Raw genomic sequence first — 20459 nt, 5'->3', positions numbered from 1 at the left:
TAGATCTGAAAGAATAGAATAAAAGAAAAAAAGTATGTTTTTTGGCAGTTACTGAGTAGTGTAATTTTATATTAACAACTACTTAACAAAATAATTTTTCATTTACACCCCCATTCCAGCTCTTGGAAATGGGGGTGAATCACTATAAACAGCAAAAGCCTAATCAGTAATCAAAAAGCAATCCATACCCCAAAGCTACGACTTCCCGTGCATATGTTTTAAACTTAGCGGAGGATTTAGAAACGGCAGGAAGTCCGCTGATTTCAGAAATCCCTAAACGTTTTGCTAATAGTTTTGAACGATAAAGATGAAAATCACTTGTAACGATCACAGTATTTCCTAGCGCTTGTTTCTTTTGAGCGTTTTGAATGTTTTCTTTGGTTCGTGTCGAGGTATCTTCTGCCAAGATTTGTTCTTGTGAAATTCCATTTGCTCTTAAATATTCAGCCATGACATTGGCTTCACTATCAGGTTCATCAGAGCCTTGACCGCCACAAACGATAGCAGTTGCATTTGGATGTTCTTTTAAATAGGGAATAGCCGCATCTAGGCGTTCTTTTAAAACAGTACTTGGATAGGCGTTGTCTTTTGAGGATCCTTTGACTTGTGCACCTAAGATAAGCACAGTATCTGGTGTTGAAGTTGGCTGATCTTTTGTTCCGCTAAAAATTAGGAACAGAACGAGACCTGTATATAAAAAGCCCAAACTTATAATTATCAACATTATTCGCTTTACCCATTTCATAACACCACAACCTTTCTTGTACAGTGTAGTAGATAAGTAAGGAAAATGGTGTTTATGCTTTCTTTTTTAAAGATTTTTTAACGATTTTAAGAGAAAGTATAACATAGCTAGTGACGTAACGTACACTTTATGTAGAGCGAAAAAAAGGAGGACCATATGAGAACAGAGAAGGAAATGTTTCAATTGATTACTGAGACAGCCAAAAGAGATGATAGAGTGTTGGCCGTGGGATTGAATGGTTCACGAACAAATAACAAAGCACCTAAAGATTTGTTTCAAGATTATGATATTGTGTATGTTGTAGAATCAGTTGAGGCTTTTGTTATAGATCCGTCATGGATTGACCAATTCGGGCCACGTTTAATTATGCAAACGCCGGAGGATATGGTTTTGTTTTCACCAACAGGGAATGGCCGCTTTACTTATTTGATGCTGTTTGATGATGGCAATCGGATCGATTTGACTTTGTGTCCTAAAGAACAGGCAGATAATTGGAATGAAGGTGATCACTTAGCTGAGATTTTATTGGACAAAGAGCAAGTATTACCGAGGTTAACAGCAGCAACCGATCAAGATTACTGGGTAAAACGTCCAAGTCAGGCAGAATTTTTGGATTGCTGCAATGAATTTTGGTGGGTCAGCACTTATATTGTAAAAGGCTTATGCCGTAATGAATTGTTCTATGCAGCGGATCATCTAAATGAAATATGCCAAAAAGAATTGTTACGTTTGTTATCTTGGCAAGTAGGATCAGAACATGGCTATCAAATTAGTGTTGGCAAAAATTATAAGTACTTACCTAACTATCTAATGAAAGAAGAATATGAAGCAATTTTGGCAACGATGAATAGCTCTAGCATTTCATTTATTTGGTCCGCATTGATTTCACTACAAAAGCAGTTTGATCATTATGCTCAGAAATTTGCACAAAAAAATCACTTTGATTATGATCAAAAAACAGCTATAAAAGTTATGAACTATACAAAAGATTTTAGTGCTAGCTGCTAAGGTAGTTCTTTCTTGCACTTTTTTTTAGATAATTGGATGAGGATTAAGGAAGATTTTAAAGTTTATTGTAAATATAGTAGAATTTCATCAAAGATATTAGCAAATAGTCTTTTTTCCTCTCCCTTATGTGTGGTAGAATGATAAGTACACTGTATCGAATTTTGACGGTTGCAGTATCCTGTTTACTAGAAAAAAATGATATTAAGCACTTATACATAAAAAACATGAATTTTTTCTCATATGTAAGCAAAATAATTGAAGATTACAAGGATTTTAACTAAACTATCTTTAAAATGCAGTTACTGAAGTAGCTGTTGTTAGGAAAAATTTAAAATAATCACAGGAAGCTTGTATTCCTTTTACACTATTTTTGAAACAGGAGAAAGCATTGCCTCAAAGTAAGCATATAAATTTAAAAAAAGGAAGATAGCTCAATGGAAAATGAAGAAGTAGTTAGTCGCTCAGTTAAAAATGCAAGAGCGCCGCAAAATAAGAAGCAGCCAAATAAGAAAAAGAAAAAATGGCTAGTTCCAATAGTTGGTTTATTAACTTGTTTAGCACTTGTATTTACGGGCGGTCTCGTTTATTTTCAATCTCATTTTTTTATCACAGCCAAAGCGAATGGTGTTGATATCAGTTTATTAAATGCAAAAGCTGCAAAAGAAAAACTAGAACAACTGAATAAAGCTGAAGATGTTGTGATTAAAGTAAATGGTAAAGAAGAAAAAATCGCTTTGCCTGAAAAATATCAAATAACAGAAGAATATTTGAAACAAAACATGGGTGATCGTTCAATCAAATTACCGATCAATGAAGATTACAAGAATGAATTGAAAAACAAACTAAATGAACTTACGTTCGAAGAAGGAACACCAAGTCAAGATGCTCGGATCGAAAAAGTTGATGGTAACTACCAAATCTTACCAGAACAAATTGGGACAGCGGTTGATAAAGAAGCGTTGATGAACCAAGTTCTAAAAGATGTTGATGAAAATAAAGGTAGCTACGTCTATGATGTCAAAGAATTTTATCAAAAACCAACAGTGACAAAAGACGACAAAGGACTACAAGAAAAGTTAGCTTCGTTATCCAAAAAAGAAAATAAAGCGATCACGCTTGATATAAATGGCGAAAAATTGACGCTTACAAAAGAAGAACTACAATCGTTTATGGATACAGCGGGAAATGTTGATCCAAATAAAGTTTATGCTTGGGTAGAACAAACAAATCAAAAATATGGCTCAATCTTCAAACCAATCATTTTTAAAAATGTTCATGGCGTAACAACGAAATACAAAAACAATGGTAGCTATGGCTGGGACATCAATATGCCACAAACAAGAGATTTACTTGTTCAAGCACTTAATAGTGATAAAGATACTGAAACAATCACAGTACCGATCGATGGTGATGTAACACAATCTTCAACGGTTGATAAAGATTATGTTGAAATCGACTTAAACGATCAAAAGATGTACTTCTTTAAAAATGGTGCCAAAGTCGTTGAAACAGATGTGATCACAGGACGCTATAACAAAGGAACTGCGACAGTACCTGGATTCCATACAATTTTGTACAAAGATACTGATACAAAGTTGGAAGGCGAAATGCTTGATGGTTCAAAATATAGTGTACCAGTAAAATATTGGATGCCATTAAAGAGTTTTGGTGGTGTTGTGACACAAATCGGAATTCATGATGCTGATTATAAAGCAGAGTATTTTGGTAACAAAGAAGCCTATAAAACTAATTTTGGTAGTAACGGTTGTATCAATACACCAGGAGCAGCTGTTGCTCAAATCTTCAATGGTGCGTATGCTGGAATGCCAGTAATCGTTTATGGTCACATTTATGATGATGCACCAGGAGAATTTGATAAACCTGTTGATTATGGTGAACCAGCTTAAAAGAATAGTTAAGAGAAGTCCAAACGGGCTTCTTTTTTTAATAAATCGACTAAAACATTAGCGTAAAGAGAAAATTGCCTATGAATATCTTTGATAAAATCGGCCATCATTACGACTCGCCAAAACAATTAGCGTTAGCAAATATCATAACGACAGAGATTCAAAAAAAATTGGAAATCTTATTGGAGCAACCTTACTAGACTACGGCTGTGGCACGGGTTTGATTGGCTTAGAAATTGCCGCTGGTTTTAAGAAAATACTATTCGTCGATCCGTCTGAAGAAATGATTCGGATTGTCGATTAAAAAATCGAACAAACAAAACGGACCAACGCAACAACACTTGTAGGCAGTTTCTCTAAAGAAAATACCTTTGAGTTAACAGCTGCCATCATTGTTGTCTCACTAGTGTTGTTACATGTACCAGATATAATCGGATTGTTGACATCGTTATATCAAACGTTGAATCCTGGTGGTCGTATCTTAGTAGTCGACTTTGATAAAAATGAAAAAATCAGTCATGACAAAGTTCATAATGGTTTTATTCAGGCCGAACTTCGCAAACAATTTGAAGAAGCGGCCTTTAGGGCAGTATCAAGTGAAACGTTTTATCAAAGAGAAAACGTATTTATGAATCAAGATGCCTCAATGTTTATATTAAGTGCTGAAAAATAAATAATTTTTAAGTTAAAAGTGCTATCATAGATTCAAGGACGATCAACAATTGAAGGGAGGAAACGCTATGCCATTTATTCATGTCGAACTAATCGAAGGACGCAGCGAAGAACAATTAACAAAAATGGTCAAAGAGATCACAGAGGTTGTCTCTAAAAACACGGGAGCACCGCAAGAAAATATTCATGTTATCGTAAATGAAATGAAAAAAGACCGCTATGCTCAAGGTGGAACTTGGAAAAAATGATTCTTTTGAAGAAATACTTGCTTTTTATTTAAGAAAGTGTTTAAATTAACACATAAATGATTGATGAGAAAGACACCTGAACTTGTAAGCAGTCTTTTAGAGAGGAAAATCTCGGCTGAAAATTTTCCAGACCCGCGCAAGGAATGACCACTTTTTCCAACCTTTGTTGAAACAAAGGCGGTCGTACCGTTAACACGCTTGAGGAACATGACTGTTTGTCATGTTTAAAAATAGGTGGAACCACGAACTTTTCGTCCTAGTATCTGATCAAATTCAGATGCTGGGACTTTTTGCTGTGAATCACCACGATTGGCTTTGCCAGAGTGGATGATGAACAGTACTTGGCGAGCGTAGTCGAGCGAAGTATCCATACTAGGGAATCAAGCAAAGCCACGTACTAAGAAAATAAGAGAGAAGATTCTGTTTGCAAAAGGAAGTTATTGAATATCACCATGATTGGCTCTGCCAGAGTGGATGATGAACAGTACTCGTTGAACAAAGTGGCTTATAACCGTACATGATCTGTTAGAGTTGTTATCTTTTCAATCATAATTTACTAAAGGAGGAAACAAAAATGTCAATTAAAATTACATTTCCAGATGGCGCAGTCAAAGAATTTGAGGCTGGCTCATCAACATTAGATATTGCTAAAAGCATTAGTAACAGTTTAGCTAAAAAAGCCTTAGCAGGGAAGTTTAATGGTACATTAATAGATTTAGTTCGTCCAATCGAAGAGGATGGAACGATTGAAATCGTAACACCAGATCATGAGGATGCACTAGGGATTTTACGTCACTCATCTGCTCATTTAATGGCGAATGCATTACGCCGTTTATTTCCAAAAATTAAATTTGGTGTAGGACCAGCAATCGATTCAGGCTTTTATTATGATACTGATAATGGGGAAAATCCAATCACAGCTGAAGATTTACCTGCTATTGAAGCTGAAATGATGAAAATCGTCAAAGAAAATAATCCAATCGTTCGTAAAGTTGTTTCAAAAAACGAAGCGTTAGAATTATTTGCAGATGATCCTTATAAAGTTGAATTGATTTCAGAGCTTCCAGAAGATGAAATCATTACAGTTTATGATCAAGGTGATTTCGTTGATTTATGCCGTGGGGTTCATGTACCATCTACTGGACGTATCCAAGTCTTCCAATTATTATCAGTAGCTGGAGCTTACTGGAGAGGAAATTCTAACAATCAAATGATGCAACGGATTTACGGAACTGCTTTCTTTGATAAAAAAGATTTAAAAGAATTTATCAAAATGCGCGAAGAAGCCAAAGAACGTGATCACCGTAAGCTAGGGAAAGAGCTTGATTTATTTATGCTTAATCCAGATGTAGGTTCAGGATTACCCTTCTGGTTACCAAAAGGTGCAACAATTCGCCGTACAATCGAACGTTACATCACAGATAAGGAAATCAGCTTAGGTTATCAACATGTGTATACACCAATTATGGCCAATGTTGAATTTTATAAGAGATCAGGTCATTGGGATCATTATCATGAAGATATGTTTCCACCAATGGATATGGGCGATGGCGAAATGCTAGTACTCCGTCCAATGAACTGTCCGCATCATATGATGGTATATAAAAATGATATCCACAGTTATCGTGAACTACCAATTAGAATTGCTGAACTTGGTATGATGCATCGTTATGAAAAATCAGGTGCTTTATCTGGATTACAACGTGTGCGTGAAATGACCTTGAATGATGGACATACTTTTGTTCGTCCAGATCAAATCAAAGAAGAATTCCTACGTACATTGAAATTAATGGTAGAAGTATACGCTGATTTTGATGTAACAGATTATCGCTTCCGTTTGAGCTTGAGAGATCCGAACAATAAAGAGAAATACTTTGATGATGATGCCATGTGGGAAAGATCGCAAACGATGATCAAAGAAGCGGCAGATGAAGCAGGAATTGATTATTTTGAGGCAGAAGGTGAAGCAGCCTTTTATGGTCCTAAACTAGATGTTCAAGTAAAAACTGCGCTAGGAATGGAAGAAACGTTATCAACAATTCAAATTGATGCATTATTACCAGAACGTTTTGATTTGACTTATGTTGGTGAAGATGGTGAAAATACACATCGTCCATTAGTTATCCATAGAGGAATCGTTTCAACAATGGAGCGTTTCGTGGCTTATCTAACAGAAGTTTACAAAGGCGCGTTCCCAACCTGGTTAGCACCAATTCAAGCAACAATCATTCCTGTATCCGTTGAAGCTCATTCTGATTATGCATATGAAGTGAAAAAACGTCTGCAAGAACAAGGTTTACGTATCGAAGTCGATGATCGCAATGAAAAAATGGGTTATAAAATCCGTGCATCTCAAACACAAAAAATTCCTTATCAAATCGTTGTCGGTGATAAAGAGATGGATGATGCGACTGTGAACATTCGTCGTTATGGTAGTAAAGAAACCGAAGTGATCGATTTAAATATCTTTGTTGATAGCATGGTCGCAGACGTTTCGAATTACAGTAGAAGATAATAAAATAAATAGGCAGAGCAATCATGCTTTGTCTATTTTTTTTATAAAAATTAAATATTTTCTTAGTAAGGGGATTACCCCTATTTTTTTTTGCATTTTTTCGTTACAATAGAGAAGCGAGACTTTTCTCATATGGAGGATTAACGATAAATGAAAAAAATGAGCTTTTTAGATAAATTAAAAAATAACAATGAAGAACCAATGACCCAAAAAAGTAAAAAATCACATATTCCCTTTCGACTGAACTTATTGTTTTTCGTGATTTTTGGTTTATTTGTGGCATTGATCGTTCGCCTAGGTTACTTGCAGATCGCTGAAGGACAGCAGTATGCGCAAAAAGCTGAAGAAAATTCAGCGCTAAAAATCAAAAGTAGTGCACCGCGGGGCGAAATTTACGATGCAAAAGGCAACCTTTTAGTAGGAAATAAAGCTAATTTGGCAATCACGTATACACGTGGAAAAAAAGTTCAAGCAAAAGATTTAGTGCCGATTGCAAATAAGGTTAACGACCTGATTCATGTACCGGCAGATGAATTAACAGAACGTGATAAAAAAGATTTCTGGTTGGCTAATCCGGATAATTTGAAAGCTGCTCAAAAACGGTTGACTGATGCAGATAAGACAGATGAAAAAGGCAACAAGATCACGGATGAAGGAACCTTATATGTTAAAACTGTCGAAAAAGTAACACCGGAAGAAGTCAATTTCGATGAACATACTATGCAAGCTGCTACGATCTTTAAGCGGATGAATGCTGTGCAGGAACTAAATACAGCGTTCATTAAAAATGAAGGAGTTACTCAGGATGAAATTGCGATAATCGGTGAGCATACCTCAGAAATTGCCGGAGTATCGACTGGAATGGATTGGGATCGAGATTATCCACATGACACAGACCTTAAGAACCTTTTAGGCAAGGTATCTTCTCAAAAAGCCGGCTTACCTGCAGAAGAGGCAGACGAGTATATTGCTAAAGGATATGAATTAAATGACCGTGTCGGAACAAGTTATTTAGAAAAACAATATGAAGATGTACTCCAAGGTAAAAAAGGGGTTTCAGAAGTAACCTTAGATAGTAAGGGAAAAACCATTACACAAACACCTGTTACAGAAGGAAAAAAAGGTGAAAACTTAAAACTAACTATTGATATGGCTTTCCAGGCGAAAATCGAAGAGGTTGTGAGAGCACAGTATCAACAATTACTAGCAACAGGAAATGCTGCTTATTCAGACGGTGCCTATGTTGTTGTAATGAATCCTAAAACAGGTGCTGTGATGGCAATGGTGGCCTTAGATCGTGATTTAGCGACAAATGAGCTGACCTCTAATCCTTTGGCCACGATTAATAAAGCTTTTGAGCCAGGATCAGTGGTAAAAGGCGCAACGATTTCAGCGGGGTATGAGCAAGGGGTAATTTCTGGAAATGATGTTTTGATCGATGAGCCATTGCAAATATATGGAAGTGAACAAAAATCATCTGTGTTTAATAAGGTTCCAGGTAACCAAATACCACTTAGTGCAGAGCAAGCTTTAGAGTATTCCTCAAATGCTTATATGATGAAATTAGTTTTAAAAATGATGAAGACAGATTATCAATATAATATGGTCTTACCGTATAAAACAGGCGATCCAACCTTATTTAATGTATTACGTCAAACATTTGGCGAATATGGTATGGGTGTTTCGACAGGAATCGATATACCAGGCGAATCAACTGGTCTTTCTAATAAGGACTTTGATTCTGAATTTGCGCCAATGCCAGGTCATTTACTTGATTTGTCGTTTGGACAATATGACACGTATACAGCAATGCAATTAGCACAATACGCTTCAACTGTGGCAAATGGCGGGACTAGAATTGCACCGCGTGTAGTTGATGGGATCTATGAAAATAAAGCAGACGGATCACTTGGAGAGCTGAAAGAAGAACTGAAACCTAAAGAGTTGAATAAAGTTGATATTTCTTCAGAGCAAATGCAAATCATCCAAAATGGGTTTTATGATGTTGTTCATGGTAATGGCATCTTTACAACTGGTAAATATATGCAAGGAGCAGCACTTGATATCGCTGCTAAAACAGGGACCGCCGAAACCAATGTTGGCGAGCATGTAACTGTTAACAGTAATGTCGTTGCTTATGCCCCGTATAATGATCCAGAAATCGCTGTAAGTGTGATTTTACCCCACTTAACGAGTGAAAGTACTAGACCAAACCAATCAATGGTAACAGCGATTGTTAATGCCTATGCTGAGTATAAAGCACAATAAGATTTGTAAAGTAGTTTTCCTTTACAAATTTTACTAAAAGGGTAGAAATTCTGGAATAAACATGATATGATATTTGAGGCTAAGAAATATCTTAGAAATACAACATTAGATATAGGAGGGAAAGCATATGCGCGTAAACATTACTTTAGAATGTACTTCTTGTAAAGAACGTAACTATCTAACAAGCAAAAATAAACGTAACAATCCTGATCGTTTGGAAAAACAAAAATATTGCCCACGTGAAAGAAAAGTTACTTTACACCGTGAAACAAAATAAGGTTTTGTATCATTACACTAACTTCTTATTAAATAAGGAGTTAGTTTTTTTTATCCTATTTATTGAAAAATAGTAATTGACTAGGCGGCTTTAAAAAAGAAACAAGTAAATTCAAAATATACTTTCCTTTATGTAGAGTTTTATTTATACTATTGAGAATGGGATGTTGGTTATACAGTGAATAAAGTTTAAGAAAACTTAAAAATTTTATTAATGATGTCTGTTAGATGCCAAATGTGTTACAGAGTTGTAAAAGGAGTTTTTGTATGAGAAAGAAAATGTTGGTTGTTTGGTTGTTAATGTTAGTTTTCCCAATTGTTTGTTATGGAGAAGACATTGAGGAGCCTGCTACTGAATCAAGTTTTAATGCTTTAAATGCTTTAAATGATTTGACGAGTCGGTATGCTCGTAAGCAGGTATTAGATGGTACAACGACAAGTGTTAAAAAGAAAAAGGCAGAGGTTTATTTGGAATTTCCTTTTGATAATAGTCCCTATGTGGCTTTTTCAACATTTTTATTGAATGGTCCAACACATCATTACAGTGGCTTTATTGAAACAATCTACTATCGTGATAAGATCAAGATCAAAGATATGTATTATGAGAAAAATCCAGTAAAAACAGATAAAATTGGGATTTATTCAACAGATTTATGTTTTACTTCTAATGAAGGAGTTATTTACCATTACAAAAATGTGCCGTATTTAGTGAGTAGCGACCAAATGACAATCTTTTTTTCAGAGGTAGATTTTAATAAAGAGCATAAAAAGATCTCTGGTAAAATTAAAATGCCAGCATCAAAAAATACATATCAAATAGAACTATTCTATACGGATAATGATGAGTACCATTATCAAGAAACGACTGCTGATAAGAATGGTGTGTTTAGTCTTTCTTTGAATCGAGAGGGGATTGAAGGAAAGATGTATCTTAGGAGTAGCGATGGTTTAGGAAATTATGCCAATGCTTGTGATATCGATAAGACGGGAATGATAGGTTATCCGGTTCCACGAGAAGCCTTAAAGGCAATTGAAGCAAGCTATAAGCAAAATACAAAAAAAGAAACAAGCGTTGTCAAGATAGTGATTACTATCGTTTCAAGAATGTTACTTGTCATTCTGTTTATTCTTGTTTTACTACGTTTACGAGTGATTATAAAGCGTAGACAAAGAAGAAAAAGAGTGAAGTGAAATAGTTCTAATTGAAATTGCTTTTATTCGCCAACCGCATATAGAATAGCTATACTAAGAGTTAAGATAAGATTGTTTTCACACATCGTAGGGGTGCTTTTGTGAAATCATAGATCTGTATTAACTCTATTTGTAAGCAGGAGGTATATTTGTGAATTCAGTTCGTTTTAACCAATTGTATCTGCTTGTAACAGGGACCATCCTAGTTGGACTTGGTGCGTTTATCCAAAATCAACCAAGACTAGTCTTTTCTTTTTTTAATTTATTGATTCCAATTCTTTTAGTGATCGATGCTGTTTCACACTTTTTTCAACGTGAAGAACATAAAAAAGAAAGACTGATTCGCAGTCTTTTAGAAATTACATTGGCGATCTTTTTTGTTATTTCAACACTTTCCTTTGATGTTTTGACGATTCTATTCGGAGTCTATATCGATATTAAAAGTGTAGCATTGCTCGCAAAGTATTGGACATATAAACAGAATAGTTTCGCTGGTCGATTGAATCTATTGGTTTCAGGTATTGGAGGAAGTATCATTGGAACCTTGTTGCTTTTTTCCGCATTTTTATCTAGAAATCAAATTCTGACTTGTTTAGTTGTTTATTTTGTTTTGTTGGGTGTGATCAATATTTGTCTGGGTATGAGATTATTTTTCCCAACAAAAACTATTGATCAGCTTAAGCGAAAGATTCGTTTGACGCCGCCAGTTTTTATTGAAGCGTTGATTCCACGATTTGTTTTGAAAGAAACAAATACTTTATTAGAACCTGATTCAGCCGGAAAAAACGATACTATTGCTAAAATTCAAGAAACAAAAGAAGCTATTAAACCGGATTTGGAAATTTTCATCCATGTAACTGAAAAAAGTTTTGGATCGATTGGACACATGGATCTTTCTTTTGAAGGGGAAATTATTTCATATGGGAATTACGATAGGGATTCGATTCATCTTTTTGAAACAATTGGTGATGGTGTTTTGGTAACGGGTGCCAAACGGGATGAATATATTCCTTTTTGTATCAAGCACGATCAAAAAACATTGTTTTGTTTTGGCATTAAATTAACAGATGAACAACGTGAGGGGATTCGAGCAAGTATAAATGATATCCGCCAAAGTTCTTATGATTGGGCATCTCATTTACAGCGTGATCCACATGGAAGCTATACAGATTATGCCAGCTTATTAACCAATTTGTCCAACTGCCAGCTCCATAAATTTCATCATGGAGCATTTAAAACCTATTTTGTTTTGACAACGAATTGTGTGTTACTGGCAGATACGATTTTAGGACCCACTGGAATCGATCTACTGACAATTAATGGTATTTTAACGCCAGGAACCTATCTAGAATTTTTAAGAAATGAGTTTAAGCGAGCCGATAGTAATGTAATCAGCTTTGAGGTTTATAATTAGGTCAGCTTTTAAGGAGAGAATAAAATGAAAATCAGTATCCGTCACCGCTATATCAAGAAAGTTCCAGTATTAGAAGTTGTGGCAGAAGAAAGTAAAGATCAAGTTTTGCCCTTGGTGATTTATTATCATGGTTGGCAGTCTGCCAAAGAATTGTCGTTAACCCAAGCAAGAAAATTGGCGAGAAAAGGAATCCGAGTGATTTTACCTGATGCAATGAATCATGGTGAGCGAAAAACTGGACCGATCTCACCAATTCCTTCGGTAACATTTTGGGCAAGTATCCAATATAATATTATTGAGTTTGCACAATTAGTTCGCCATTTTGATAAACAAAGATTGATCGAATCTGGAAAAATTGGTGTTGGCGGTGTTTCTATGGGAGGCATTACAACTTGTGCTTTACTGACCCAACATCCGGAAATCAAAACAGCAGCATGTATGATGGGGACACCTAAACCATTGCGTTATATTGAGCGGGTGATGGAACGCTCAGCAGAAATGGATTTTTTTGTACCAAAAGATTTACCGTTATTGCTTAGCTGGGTAGCAAATTATGATCTTTCCAAAGTACCAGAAAGATTGGCTCAACGACCTGTTTTATTTTGGCATGGTACTGATGACCCTAAAATTCCCTATGAAGATATGGCCGATTTTTACCAAATGATTGAAGATCAACCATATGCTGAAAATAGTCAATTTATAACGGGTGTTGGCGATGGGCATTTGGTCAAAGGTGAAATGATGGATGTTGTGGCTGAGTTTTTTGAAAAAGAATTAAAAAAAGAGGAACAGTTTGGCAGAGGAAATTGACTTAAATAGTAGCTACTTTCTCCTATAGTGTTTGATCACATGTGTTTGAAGCATGACGTTTAGCGTTACGTTTCAAACACTTTTTTACTTTACACATGAATACTTTAATTTTTCACAAAGAATGATTCTCTTTTTTAAAGGGTAAGCTATAATGGAATTAATAATAAAGAAAGATCATGGATAAAGTTAATTGGAGATGAACGCTGTGGTGGGTAAACAGAGAAATTATCGAGATATTTTTGTGAAAGAACAATTTTTTAGTGATTTTTATTTTTTTAATATTGGGCATGAACTTTGTGAAAGTAGACATCATCACGGACCAACGATGAGAGAAGAACACGTTGTTCATTATATTGTTTCAGGGCAAGGAGCTTATGAGGTTAATGGAATTAAGTATCGTTTAGAAGCTGGTAATTTTTTTATTATTAAACCAAATGAAATGACATTCTATCAAGCAGATGCTAAGGATCCTTGGGAGTATTATTGGTTTGGTTTTTCTGGTACAATGGTCAAAGAGCTTCTTTATAGTAATGGGATCGGCTCCTCAGATTATGTAGGAAAAGTTGAGCAGACACAGGGAGTAAAAAAACTCTTTGAAGAGATAATGACTTCTAATATGTTTGATGATCGGGAGAAATTAATCAATCAAGCTCGTTTTCTTACTTTATTTTCTGGATTTAAGTTACAGGAAAAAACGATTCATTCTTCTATTTTAGAAAGCCGAAAACAAAAGTATAGTGAATCATTTTTGTTGTATGTAAAAAACAATTATTATCGTGAAGAACTTTCAATCAGTGAAATCGGTCATTCAATGGGCTTGAATAGTTCCTATTTGAGCCAAGTAATTAAGGGTGAAATTGGTTTTTCACCAATGGGATATTTAAAAGAGTTTCGTTTACAGAAAGCATCCATCTTATTGGAAACAACCAATTTACCAATTACAGAAGTTGCGCTAGCAGTTGGATATAAGAGTAGTCAAACTTTTTCGAGAGCGTTTAAAAATCAGTTTGGTTGTTCACCGTCCAATTTTTCTGGCCAAAGAAGATAAGAAATTGCATTATTTTTCTAAAATAATGTTATGTGAAAATGAAAGCGCTTCAATTATAATGGTTTTGTTGAGCAGCATTGAAAGATGTTAAAAAATACGGCAAAACATTTAGGACTTATCACATGATAAGAGTGGCTACAAAGCAACTGAAAAAGAAAATCTGCTTCTCTTTTTATTGTTTGATAAAAATGAAGCAAAAGCGAATTGACATGATATTACCTAAAAATTGGGGAGGAAAAAAAATGACAAAAATTTCTTTTATTGGCGCAGGCAGTACGATTTTTGCTAAAAATGTATTAGGGGATGCCATGCTCACACCAAGTTTACAAGCTTCAGAAATTGCGTTATATGATATTGATGAAGTCCGTTTGAAAGAGTCGGAATTGATGTTAAAAACGATCAATAAAAATTCGAATGCAGGACGCGCAAAGATCCAATCCTTTACAGATCGTAAAGAAGCACTACGTAATTCCGATTTTGTAATCAATGCAATCCAAGTTGGGGGCTACGAGCCAAGCACTGTAATTGATTTTGATATTCCAAAAAAATATGGATTAAAGCAAACGATAGCGGATACAACAGGGATTGGCGGGGTTTTTCGAGGTTTGCGAACGTTACCAGTTATGTTTGAATTTGCTAAAGAAATTGAAGCAGTTTGTCCGAATGCTTGGCTATTGAATTATACGAATCCAATGTGTATTTTGACAATGGGCATGCTGAAGGCAACGAAAGTCAAAACGGTTGGTTTATGTCATAGCGTTCAAGTTTGCGTACCAGAGTTGTTTAAACATTTAGAAATAGATCAAGAGTATGATTTAAATGCTTTCCAATGGAAAATTGCGGGTATCAACCATATGGCTTGGTTATTGGAAATCACAAAAGAAGGGCAAGACTTTTATCCAGAAATCAAGCGATTGGCGAAGTTGAAAAAGGGACCTCATGATGACGCTGTCCGATTCGAGTTGATGAAGCACTTCGGGTATTATGTCACCGAATCTAGCGAACATAATGCAGAATATCACCCATATTTTATTAAGAAAAATTATCCAGAATTAATTGAAACATTGAATATTCCAATTGATGAATATCTAAAGCGTTGCGTGAAACAAATTGAAGATTGGAAAAAACAGCGGGATGATATTGTCCACAATGGTTCATTGGAGCATCAGAGAAGCCGAGAATATGCTTCATATATAATGGATGCAATTACAACTGGCAATCCAACTGTGATTGCAGGGAATGTCTTGAACAAAGGCTTGATTACAAACCTTCCAGAAAATGCTTGTGTAGAAGTTCCCTGTTTAGTTGATAAAAACGGCATACAGCCAACTTATGTTGGCGATCTACCAACACAGCTTGCAGCTTTGAATCGCACGAATATCAATGTCCAAGAACTAACTGTTGAGGCCGCAATGACGTTGGAAAAAGAGAAAATTTATCAAGCAGCATTATTAGATCCTCATACAAATTCAGAATTATCGATTGATGAGATTAAGGCAATGGTAGATGAATTGATTGAAGCTCACGGCGACTATTTACCAGAATATCACTAAATAATTAGAAGAGGAGAATCTATCATGAAGAAAATAATTGTGTTGTCTTTACTAGTAATTAGCGGCGTGTTTATTGTTGGTTGTGGGGAAAATAAAGGCGATGAAGATGGGAGAAATGAGGGGAAACAAACAATCACCTACGCCATTTGGGATACGAATCAGGAAAAAGGGATGAAAGAAATGGCCAATTCTTTCGAAAAAGAAAATCCTGATATTAAAGTTAATGTAGAAGTAACACCATGGGATCAATATTGGACAAAGTTAGATGCAGCTGCCACAGGAGAGAGCTTGCCAGATGTATTTTGGATGCATTCAAATGAGTCATATCGTTACATGTCAAATGGAATATTGATGGATCTAACAGAGACTTTAAAAACGAGTAAAAAAACTAGTTTAGATAACTTTCCTAAAAATATTTCTGAGCTGTATGCTTTAGATGGGAAACAATATGCTATGCCTAAAGACATTGATACAATCGGTCTTTGGTATAATAAAACACTTTTTGATAACGCCAGTATCAGCTATCCAGATGAAACATGGACTTTGGAGATATTTTTAGCAGCCGCTAAAAAGTTGACTGATGAGGAAAAAGGAATTTACGGCTTTACTGCTGTTAATAACGGTCATGAAGGGTATTGGAATTTCATTTTTCAAAATGAAGGGAAAATCATGTCAGCTGACCGCAAAACTTCAGCGTTTACAGATCCTAAAACAGTTGAAGCGATTCAATTCTATGCAGACTTGATCAATAAATATAAAGTATCACCAAGTGCTGATCAATTAGCTGAAAATAAACCTGTTTCTTTTATCCAATCGGGACGTTCTGCAATGGGATTTTTTGGTTCATGGATGTTGGCAGATTTTAAAGAGAATGATTATATGAAAGAAAATACAGATGTTGCTGTCCTGCCACAAGGAATAAAACGAGCTTCTGTTTATAATGGGCTGGGGAATGCCGTTGCGGCAACCACGAAACATAAGGAAGCGGCTTTAAAATTTATTGAATATCTAGGTTCAAAAGAAGCAAATCTAATTTCAGCTAAAACCGGTGCTGCGATTCCAGCCTATGAAGGAACAGCAGATGAATGGGTCAAAAATACTGAAAACTATAATGTAAAAGCGTATGTAGACATGCTTGACTATGCAGTGATTCGACCATTCTCAAACGAAACTATTAAGGTAGAAACTGTAGAGACGGAAAAAATTGCTGATTTATTAAGTGGGAAAAAATCAGCTGAAAATGTAGCAAAAACAATCCAAACAGAGGTTGACGATATTCTAAAATAAGTGTTTGATACTTGTTTGAAAAGGTGGGGACGAGTATGGAAAAGAAAATAAATAGGCGCAAATACAATCAAGAAGAAATCCTGTGGGGAGCGATTTTGATTGCGCCTACCTTGATGGGTCTAATCATTTTAAATATCAAACCTGCAATCGAAACCTTAATATTAAGCTTTCAAGAATCATCAGGTTTTGGTAAAACAGTTTGGGCAGGACTAAAGAATTATAAAAAGCTGATTGGTGATCCTGAAGTTACTCAGGCAGTAATTAATACTCTAGTTTATACGTTGATTGCGGTACCCTTTATCATTGTATTGTCATTAGTAGCAGCAGTTTTAATGAACCAAAAAGTAAAGGGCATTTCTTTTTATCGGACCTTGTATTTTTTACCAGTAGTAGCGACTCCAGCAGCTGTAGCTATGGTCTGGCGTTGGTTGTATAATTCTGATTACGGAATTATCAATTATTTATTTTCATTGGTTGGACTAAAAGGAGCAAGTTGGCTGACGAATCCACACACATCTATTTTAGCGATTGCGATTGTAGGAATTTGGAGCACAGTTGGCTATAATATGGTGTTATTGTTATCTGGGTTGCAGGAAATCCCCAAGGATTATTATGAATCAGCAGAAATTGATGGTGCTGGTGCAATTAAACAATTTTTCTCAATTACCTTGCCCTTAGTTTCACCAACGCTGTTTTTTGTTATGGTTACAACGATTATCAATTCATTACAAGTCTTTGATTTGATTTTCATGATGATCGATAAAACCAATGCTGCATTGCCTAAAACGCAATCCTTGGTCTACTTGTTCTATAAGCAGTCGTTTATCATGAATGATAAAGGCTATGGTTCCGCGATTGTGATGGTTTTATTAGTGATTATCATGCTTATTACCGTTCTTCAAGTCAAAGTACAGAAAAAATGGGTCAATTATTAGAAGGGAGTAAAACAGATGAAATCACAAAAATTAAAAAGCAAAGTACTGATCAATTTACTGTTAATCTTGGGCGCTTGTATAATGGTTCTGCCTTTTGTTTGGATGATTTTAACGTCAGGAAAAACATTAGCCGAGTCTGTTAGAATCCCTCCAAGTATTTTACCAGAAAAATTTCAGTGGAATAATTTTAAGGTAGTCTTGGATAAATTACCATTTATTCAGTTTTACATCAATACTGCTTTAATGATCCTATTTCGAGTGGTTGGATCTGTTTTATTTAGTGCTATGGCAGCATATGCTTGTGCTAGACTACATTTTCCAGGAAGAAATTTGTTCTTTGGTTTAGTTTTGATGCAAATGATGATTCCTACTCAGATATTCATTATTCCTCAGTATTTACTTGTTCAAAAAATGGGTCTGTTAAATTCCATCCCAGCTTTGGTGTTACCTGGGATTGTTAGTGCATTTGGAACATTTTTGTTACGACAGTTTTTCTTAGGTTTACCAGATGAATTAGAGGAAGCAGCAAAATTAGATGGTTGTAATGTTTGGCAGACTTTTTTTAAAGTTATGCTGCCTTTAGCAAAGTCAGGCTTAGTTGCTCTTGCGATTTTTACAGCATTGTTTGCTTTTAAGGACTTAATGTGGCCATTGATTGTAAATATGTCACTAGATAAGATGACATTATCATCTGGTTTGGCAAATTTACAAGGTCAATATACAACCAATTATCCACAGTTGATGGCGGGGTCTTTACTTGCAATTTGGCCAATGTTACTAGTATTTGTGGTATTTCAAAAGAAATTTATTGAAGGAATTGCAACTTCTGGTGGAAAGCTGTAAATGTTGCTAGAAGTGACGAGTATAGAAAAGATTGGGACAAAAACTTCTTTGCTTATTTATGCTGCTCGATAATTTCATCAGATTTAGCGATCAATGATCAGGATAGTAGATACTTAAGAATAATGATTACTATATGATGTATTTGTTTGAAAATGTAAGATGAGTGATTATCAATTAATAAGATTACAGTTGATTTTTTTAGTCTAATTTATTGTATAGTCTGTTAATCAGCTGATAAAGGACAGTTATAAAATAACTATGAGGTTTAAGTTTTAAAAGTGATTTGTACTAGAAGAATAGCCGGGGTGATTTTTAGCGGATGGAATCCAACTATAAAAGAGGAAATCAAACGATTGTCAGTTTGATCTCCTCTTTTTTGCTGTTTAAAACGAAGAGCCAGGTTCTTTTAAGAATGCAATTTCTTCCTCTGTTGAACGCCTACCTAATACTTTATTTCGATGAGGATAACGACCAAAACGAATCAAAATGTCACGGTGTTTTTGTTCAAACTCAAGATTATGCTCCATTCCCTTTTCAGCAAAGCGTTTCAAGGCTTCATCATGAATGATTAACGACTCAGAATGCATCAGCGGCATATAAAGGAATGCACGTTGTTGTGTTGTTAGCTGATTCAAATTACCCGTGGCGATGGCTTCTTGTGTCAAAATCAAAGCCATTCCATCATAGGCAAAAGCTCGTGCATCATCACGAAATAAATTCCGAGAAAACTGATCTAAAACAATAATTTCAGCTAAACGACCGACCATACTTGTCCGCCAAGCTGATTTTTCTCCTTGAGCAACTTGTTCATGGATAGCTGAAAATCGAGCCTTGATTAATTTATCAAAAACTAAATCTTTCTTAAACCACTGACTTGGCTCACATTCCTCAAACCAGAATGTCACTATTTCATGATAGTCCATCTGCATCTCCTCCAATAATCTAGAATTTCCTTCCTAATCAAGTATAACATACGCTTTGTCATCGCTCTTTCGGATCAGAAACTATTATAAAATGATGTAAGAAAAAGAAACAAAGTAAATAAGTAAGAGAACCTCATTCTCCGGATTGCAGAAAATGAGGTTCTTTTTTGATGATTGAGTATTTTGACGATTATTTTAATTTGAATTTAACTTGTGTATTATCGCTAAATTGACCTTGATATTGGAATTGTTTGTAGCTTGAACCTTTACCTAATTTGTTTAAAATGTGTGAAGTGATTGTTTTTTCACTTCCAGCTTTTAAATCTAAACCAGCGATGATGCCTTCGATTTTTTCTGCAGCAGCATTACCTTGTAATTGGATTTTGTTTGATTTATCTTAATATTGTACTTTGATCGTACCGTTACTATTTACTTGGTACTGTAATTGAATTTGTTGTCCAGTTGTATAGGTTACTTGGATTTCTAATTTTTTAAGATCAGATTGTTCGGGGGGTTCAGGAACTTCTGGCGTTTCAGGTTCTTCAGGTGTAACTGGTGCTTCAGAATCTTTAGGTTCTTCTGGAGTTACAGGCGTGTCTGGCACGTAGTATGATTGTAAGCCAAATTCTGCTTTTACATACCCTTTAGTGATCAAAATAACTTTAAGATGTAAGTCTTTTTGATACGTCATTTTTTGTAATAAGTTGACTAATTTGTAATAATTTCTGCCAAAATCTCTGGCGATCACAGTAGCTTCTGCAGAAGAATAACCAGCAGCTTCCCATGTGCTTGCTTTAACCAATTCATTGTAAACAG

The 20459-nt window shown here is 35.3% G+C and carries 18 protein-coding genes; 15 read left to right on the top strand and 3 right to left on the bottom strand.

The window, feature by feature from the left end; all coding sequences use genetic code 11:
• Window positions 1-163 precede the first annotated feature (163 nt).
• The gene (locus tag A5866_RS07090) at window positions 164-745 is read right to left on the bottom strand and encodes a YdcF family protein (RefSeq protein ID WP_086443961.1); all 582 of its coding nucleotides are present in this window, start codon (window positions 743-745) and stop codon (window positions 164-166) included.
• Between the two features lie 156 nt (window positions 746-901).
• Here A5866_RS07090 and A5866_RS07085 point away from each other — a divergent pair, with 156 nt between their 5' ends.
• From A5866_RS07085 to A5866_RS07015, 15 genes are all read left to right on the top strand, one after another.
• Window positions 902-1753: an aminoglycoside 6-adenylyltransferase gene (locus A5866_RS07085; RefSeq protein ID WP_086443962.1), complete on the top strand. Its 852-nt coding sequence runs from the start codon at window positions 902-904 to the stop codon at window positions 1751-1753.
• Window positions 1754-2187: 434 nt separating this feature from the next.
• Window positions 2188-3660: a L,D-transpeptidase family protein gene (locus A5866_RS07080; protein WP_086443963.1), complete on the top strand. Its 1473-nt coding sequence runs from the start codon at window positions 2188-2190 to the stop codon at window positions 3658-3660.
• 406 nt (window positions 3661-4066) lie between these two features.
• Window positions 4067-4333: a hypothetical protein gene (locus A5866_RS07075; protein ID WP_086443964.1), complete on the top strand. Its 267-nt coding sequence runs from the start codon at window positions 4067-4069 to the stop codon at window positions 4331-4333.
• A gap of 67 nt (window positions 4334-4400) precedes the next feature.
• Entirely contained in the window at window positions 4401-4580 is a 180-nt protein-coding gene (locus tag A5866_RS07070) for a 2-hydroxymuconate tautomerase (RefSeq protein WP_086278687.1), read from the top strand.
• Window positions 4581-5154: 574 nt separating this feature from the next.
• Window positions 5155-7095, top strand: a complete 1941-nt coding sequence (gene thrS, locus A5866_RS07065) for a threonine--tRNA ligase (protein ID WP_086278688.1) — start codon at window positions 5155-5157, stop codon at window positions 7093-7095.
• A 150-nt stretch (window positions 7096-7245) separates the two neighbouring features.
• Window positions 7246-9363: a peptidoglycan D,D-transpeptidase FtsI family protein gene (locus A5866_RS07060; protein ID WP_086443965.1), complete on the top strand. Its 2118-nt coding sequence runs from the start codon at window positions 7246-7248 to the stop codon at window positions 9361-9363.
• Between the two features lie 127 nt (window positions 9364-9490).
• The gene (rpmG, locus tag A5866_RS07055) at window positions 9491-9640 is read left to right on the top strand and encodes a 50S ribosomal protein L33 (protein WP_002296119.1); all 150 of its coding nucleotides are present in this window, start codon (window positions 9491-9493) and stop codon (window positions 9638-9640) included.
• Between the two features lie 266 nt (window positions 9641-9906).
• Window positions 9907-10830 carry a hypothetical protein gene (locus A5866_RS07050; RefSeq protein ID WP_086443966.1) on the top strand — a complete coding sequence of 308 codons (924 nt, stop codon included), beginning with the start codon at window positions 9907-9909 and terminating at the stop codon, window positions 10828-10830.
• Window positions 10831-10981: 151 nt separating this feature from the next.
• Window positions 10982-12244, top strand: coding sequence for an HdeD family acid-resistance protein (locus A5866_RS07045; RefSeq protein WP_086443967.1), 1263 nt, complete (start codon window positions 10982-10984; stop codon window positions 12242-12244).
• A 24-nt stretch (window positions 12245-12268) separates the two neighbouring features.
• A complete protein-coding gene (locus tag A5866_RS07040) occupies window positions 12269-13054 on the top strand; it encodes an alpha/beta fold hydrolase (RefSeq protein WP_086443968.1) in 786 nt (261 codons plus the stop codon).
• A gap of 205 nt (window positions 13055-13259) precedes the next feature.
• On the top strand, window positions 13260-14102 hold the full coding sequence (locus A5866_RS07035; protein WP_176332533.1) for an AraC family transcriptional regulator: 843 nt from the start codon (window positions 13260-13262) through the stop codon (window positions 14100-14102).
• A 242-nt stretch (window positions 14103-14344) separates the two neighbouring features.
• Complete coding sequence (locus tag A5866_RS07030) at window positions 14345-15655, top strand: alpha-glucosidase/alpha-galactosidase (protein ID WP_086443970.1); 1311 nt, start codon at window positions 14345-14347, stop codon at window positions 15653-15655.
• 24 nt (window positions 15656-15679) lie between these two features.
• The gene (locus A5866_RS07025) at window positions 15680-16942 is read left to right on the top strand and encodes an ABC transporter substrate-binding protein (RefSeq protein WP_217871535.1); all 1263 of its coding nucleotides are present in this window, start codon (window positions 15680-15682) and stop codon (window positions 16940-16942) included.
• Window positions 16943-16977: 35 nt separating this feature from the next.
• On the top strand, window positions 16978-17877 hold the full coding sequence (locus A5866_RS07020; RefSeq protein ID WP_086443972.1) for a carbohydrate ABC transporter permease: 900 nt from the start codon (window positions 16978-16980) through the stop codon (window positions 17875-17877).
• Between the two features lie 15 nt (window positions 17878-17892).
• Window positions 17893-18720 (top strand): carbohydrate ABC transporter permease, encoded by an 828-nt coding sequence (locus A5866_RS07015; RefSeq protein WP_086278697.1) that lies wholly within the window; start codon window positions 17893-17895, stop codon window positions 18718-18720.
• Between the two features lie 383 nt (window positions 18721-19103).
• Here the strand turns inward: A5866_RS07015 and A5866_RS07010 are convergent, their stop codons facing one another.
• Both A5866_RS07010 and A5866_RS07005 read right to left on the bottom strand, forming a co-directional pair.
• The gene (locus tag A5866_RS07010; RefSeq protein WP_086278698.1) at window positions 19104-19643 is read right to left on the bottom strand and encodes a DUF924 family protein; all 540 of its coding nucleotides are present in this window, start codon (window positions 19641-19643) and stop codon (window positions 19104-19106) included.
• A gap of 397 nt (window positions 19644-20040) precedes the next feature.
• Window positions 20041-20445 carry a hypothetical protein gene (locus tag A5866_RS07005; RefSeq protein ID WP_086278699.1) on the bottom strand — a complete coding sequence of 135 codons (405 nt, stop codon included), beginning with the start codon at window positions 20443-20445 and terminating at the stop codon, window positions 20041-20043.
• Window positions 20446-20459 lie beyond the last annotated feature (14 nt).

The sequence above is a fragment of the Enterococcus sp. 12C11_DIV0727 genome (genome assembly GCF_002148425.2).
In the GTDB taxonomy this organism is placed as follows: Bacteria; Bacillota; Bacilli; order Lactobacillales; family Enterococcaceae; genus Enterococcus_L; species Enterococcus_L lemimoniae.
Note: the sequence above shows the minus strand (reverse complement) of the source record. Positions and strands in the feature narration are given on the sequence as shown.

Coding starts and splice junctions, on each gene's coding strand:
- A5866_RS07090 (WP_086443961.1), bottom strand. CDS start 745: ATGAAATGGGTAAAGCGAATAATGTTGATAATTATAAGTTTGGGCTTT.
- A5866_RS07085 (WP_086443962.1), top strand. CDS start 902: ATGAGAACAGAGAAGGAAATGTTTCAATTGATTACTGAGACAGCCAAA.
- A5866_RS07080 (WP_086443963.1), top strand. CDS start 2,188: ATGGAAAATGAAGAAGTAGTTAGTCGCTCAGTTAAAAATGCAAGAGCG.
- A5866_RS07070 (WP_086278687.1), top strand. CDS start 4,401: ATGCCATTTATTCATGTCGAACTAATCGAAGGACGCAGCGAAGAACAA.
- thrS (WP_086278688.1), top strand. CDS start 5,155: ATGTCAATTAAAATTACATTTCCAGATGGCGCAGTCAAAGAATTTGAG.
- A5866_RS07060 (WP_086443965.1), top strand. CDS start 7,246: ATGAAAAAAATGAGCTTTTTAGATAAATTAAAAAATAACAATGAAGAA.
- rpmG (WP_002296119.1), top strand. CDS start 9,491: ATGCGCGTAAACATTACTTTAGAATGTACTTCTTGTAAAGAACGTAAC.
- A5866_RS07050 (WP_086443966.1), top strand. CDS start 9,907: ATGAGAAAGAAAATGTTGGTTGTTTGGTTGTTAATGTTAGTTTTCCCA.
- A5866_RS07040 (WP_086443968.1), top strand. CDS start 12,269: ATGAAAATCAGTATCCGTCACCGCTATATCAAGAAAGTTCCAGTATTA.
- A5866_RS07030 (WP_086443970.1), top strand. CDS start 14,345: ATGACAAAAATTTCTTTTATTGGCGCAGGCAGTACGATTTTTGCTAAA.
- A5866_RS07025 (WP_217871535.1), top strand. CDS start 15,680: ATGAAGAAAATAATTGTGTTGTCTTTACTAGTAATTAGCGGCGTGTTT.
- A5866_RS07020 (WP_086443972.1), top strand. CDS start 16,978: ATGGAAAAGAAAATAAATAGGCGCAAATACAATCAAGAAGAAATCCTG.
- A5866_RS07015 (WP_086278697.1), top strand. CDS start 17,893: ATGAAATCACAAAAATTAAAAAGCAAAGTACTGATCAATTTACTGTTA.
- A5866_RS07010 (WP_086278698.1), bottom strand. CDS start 19,643: ATGGACTATCATGAAATAGTGACATTCTGGTTTGAGGAATGTGAGCCA.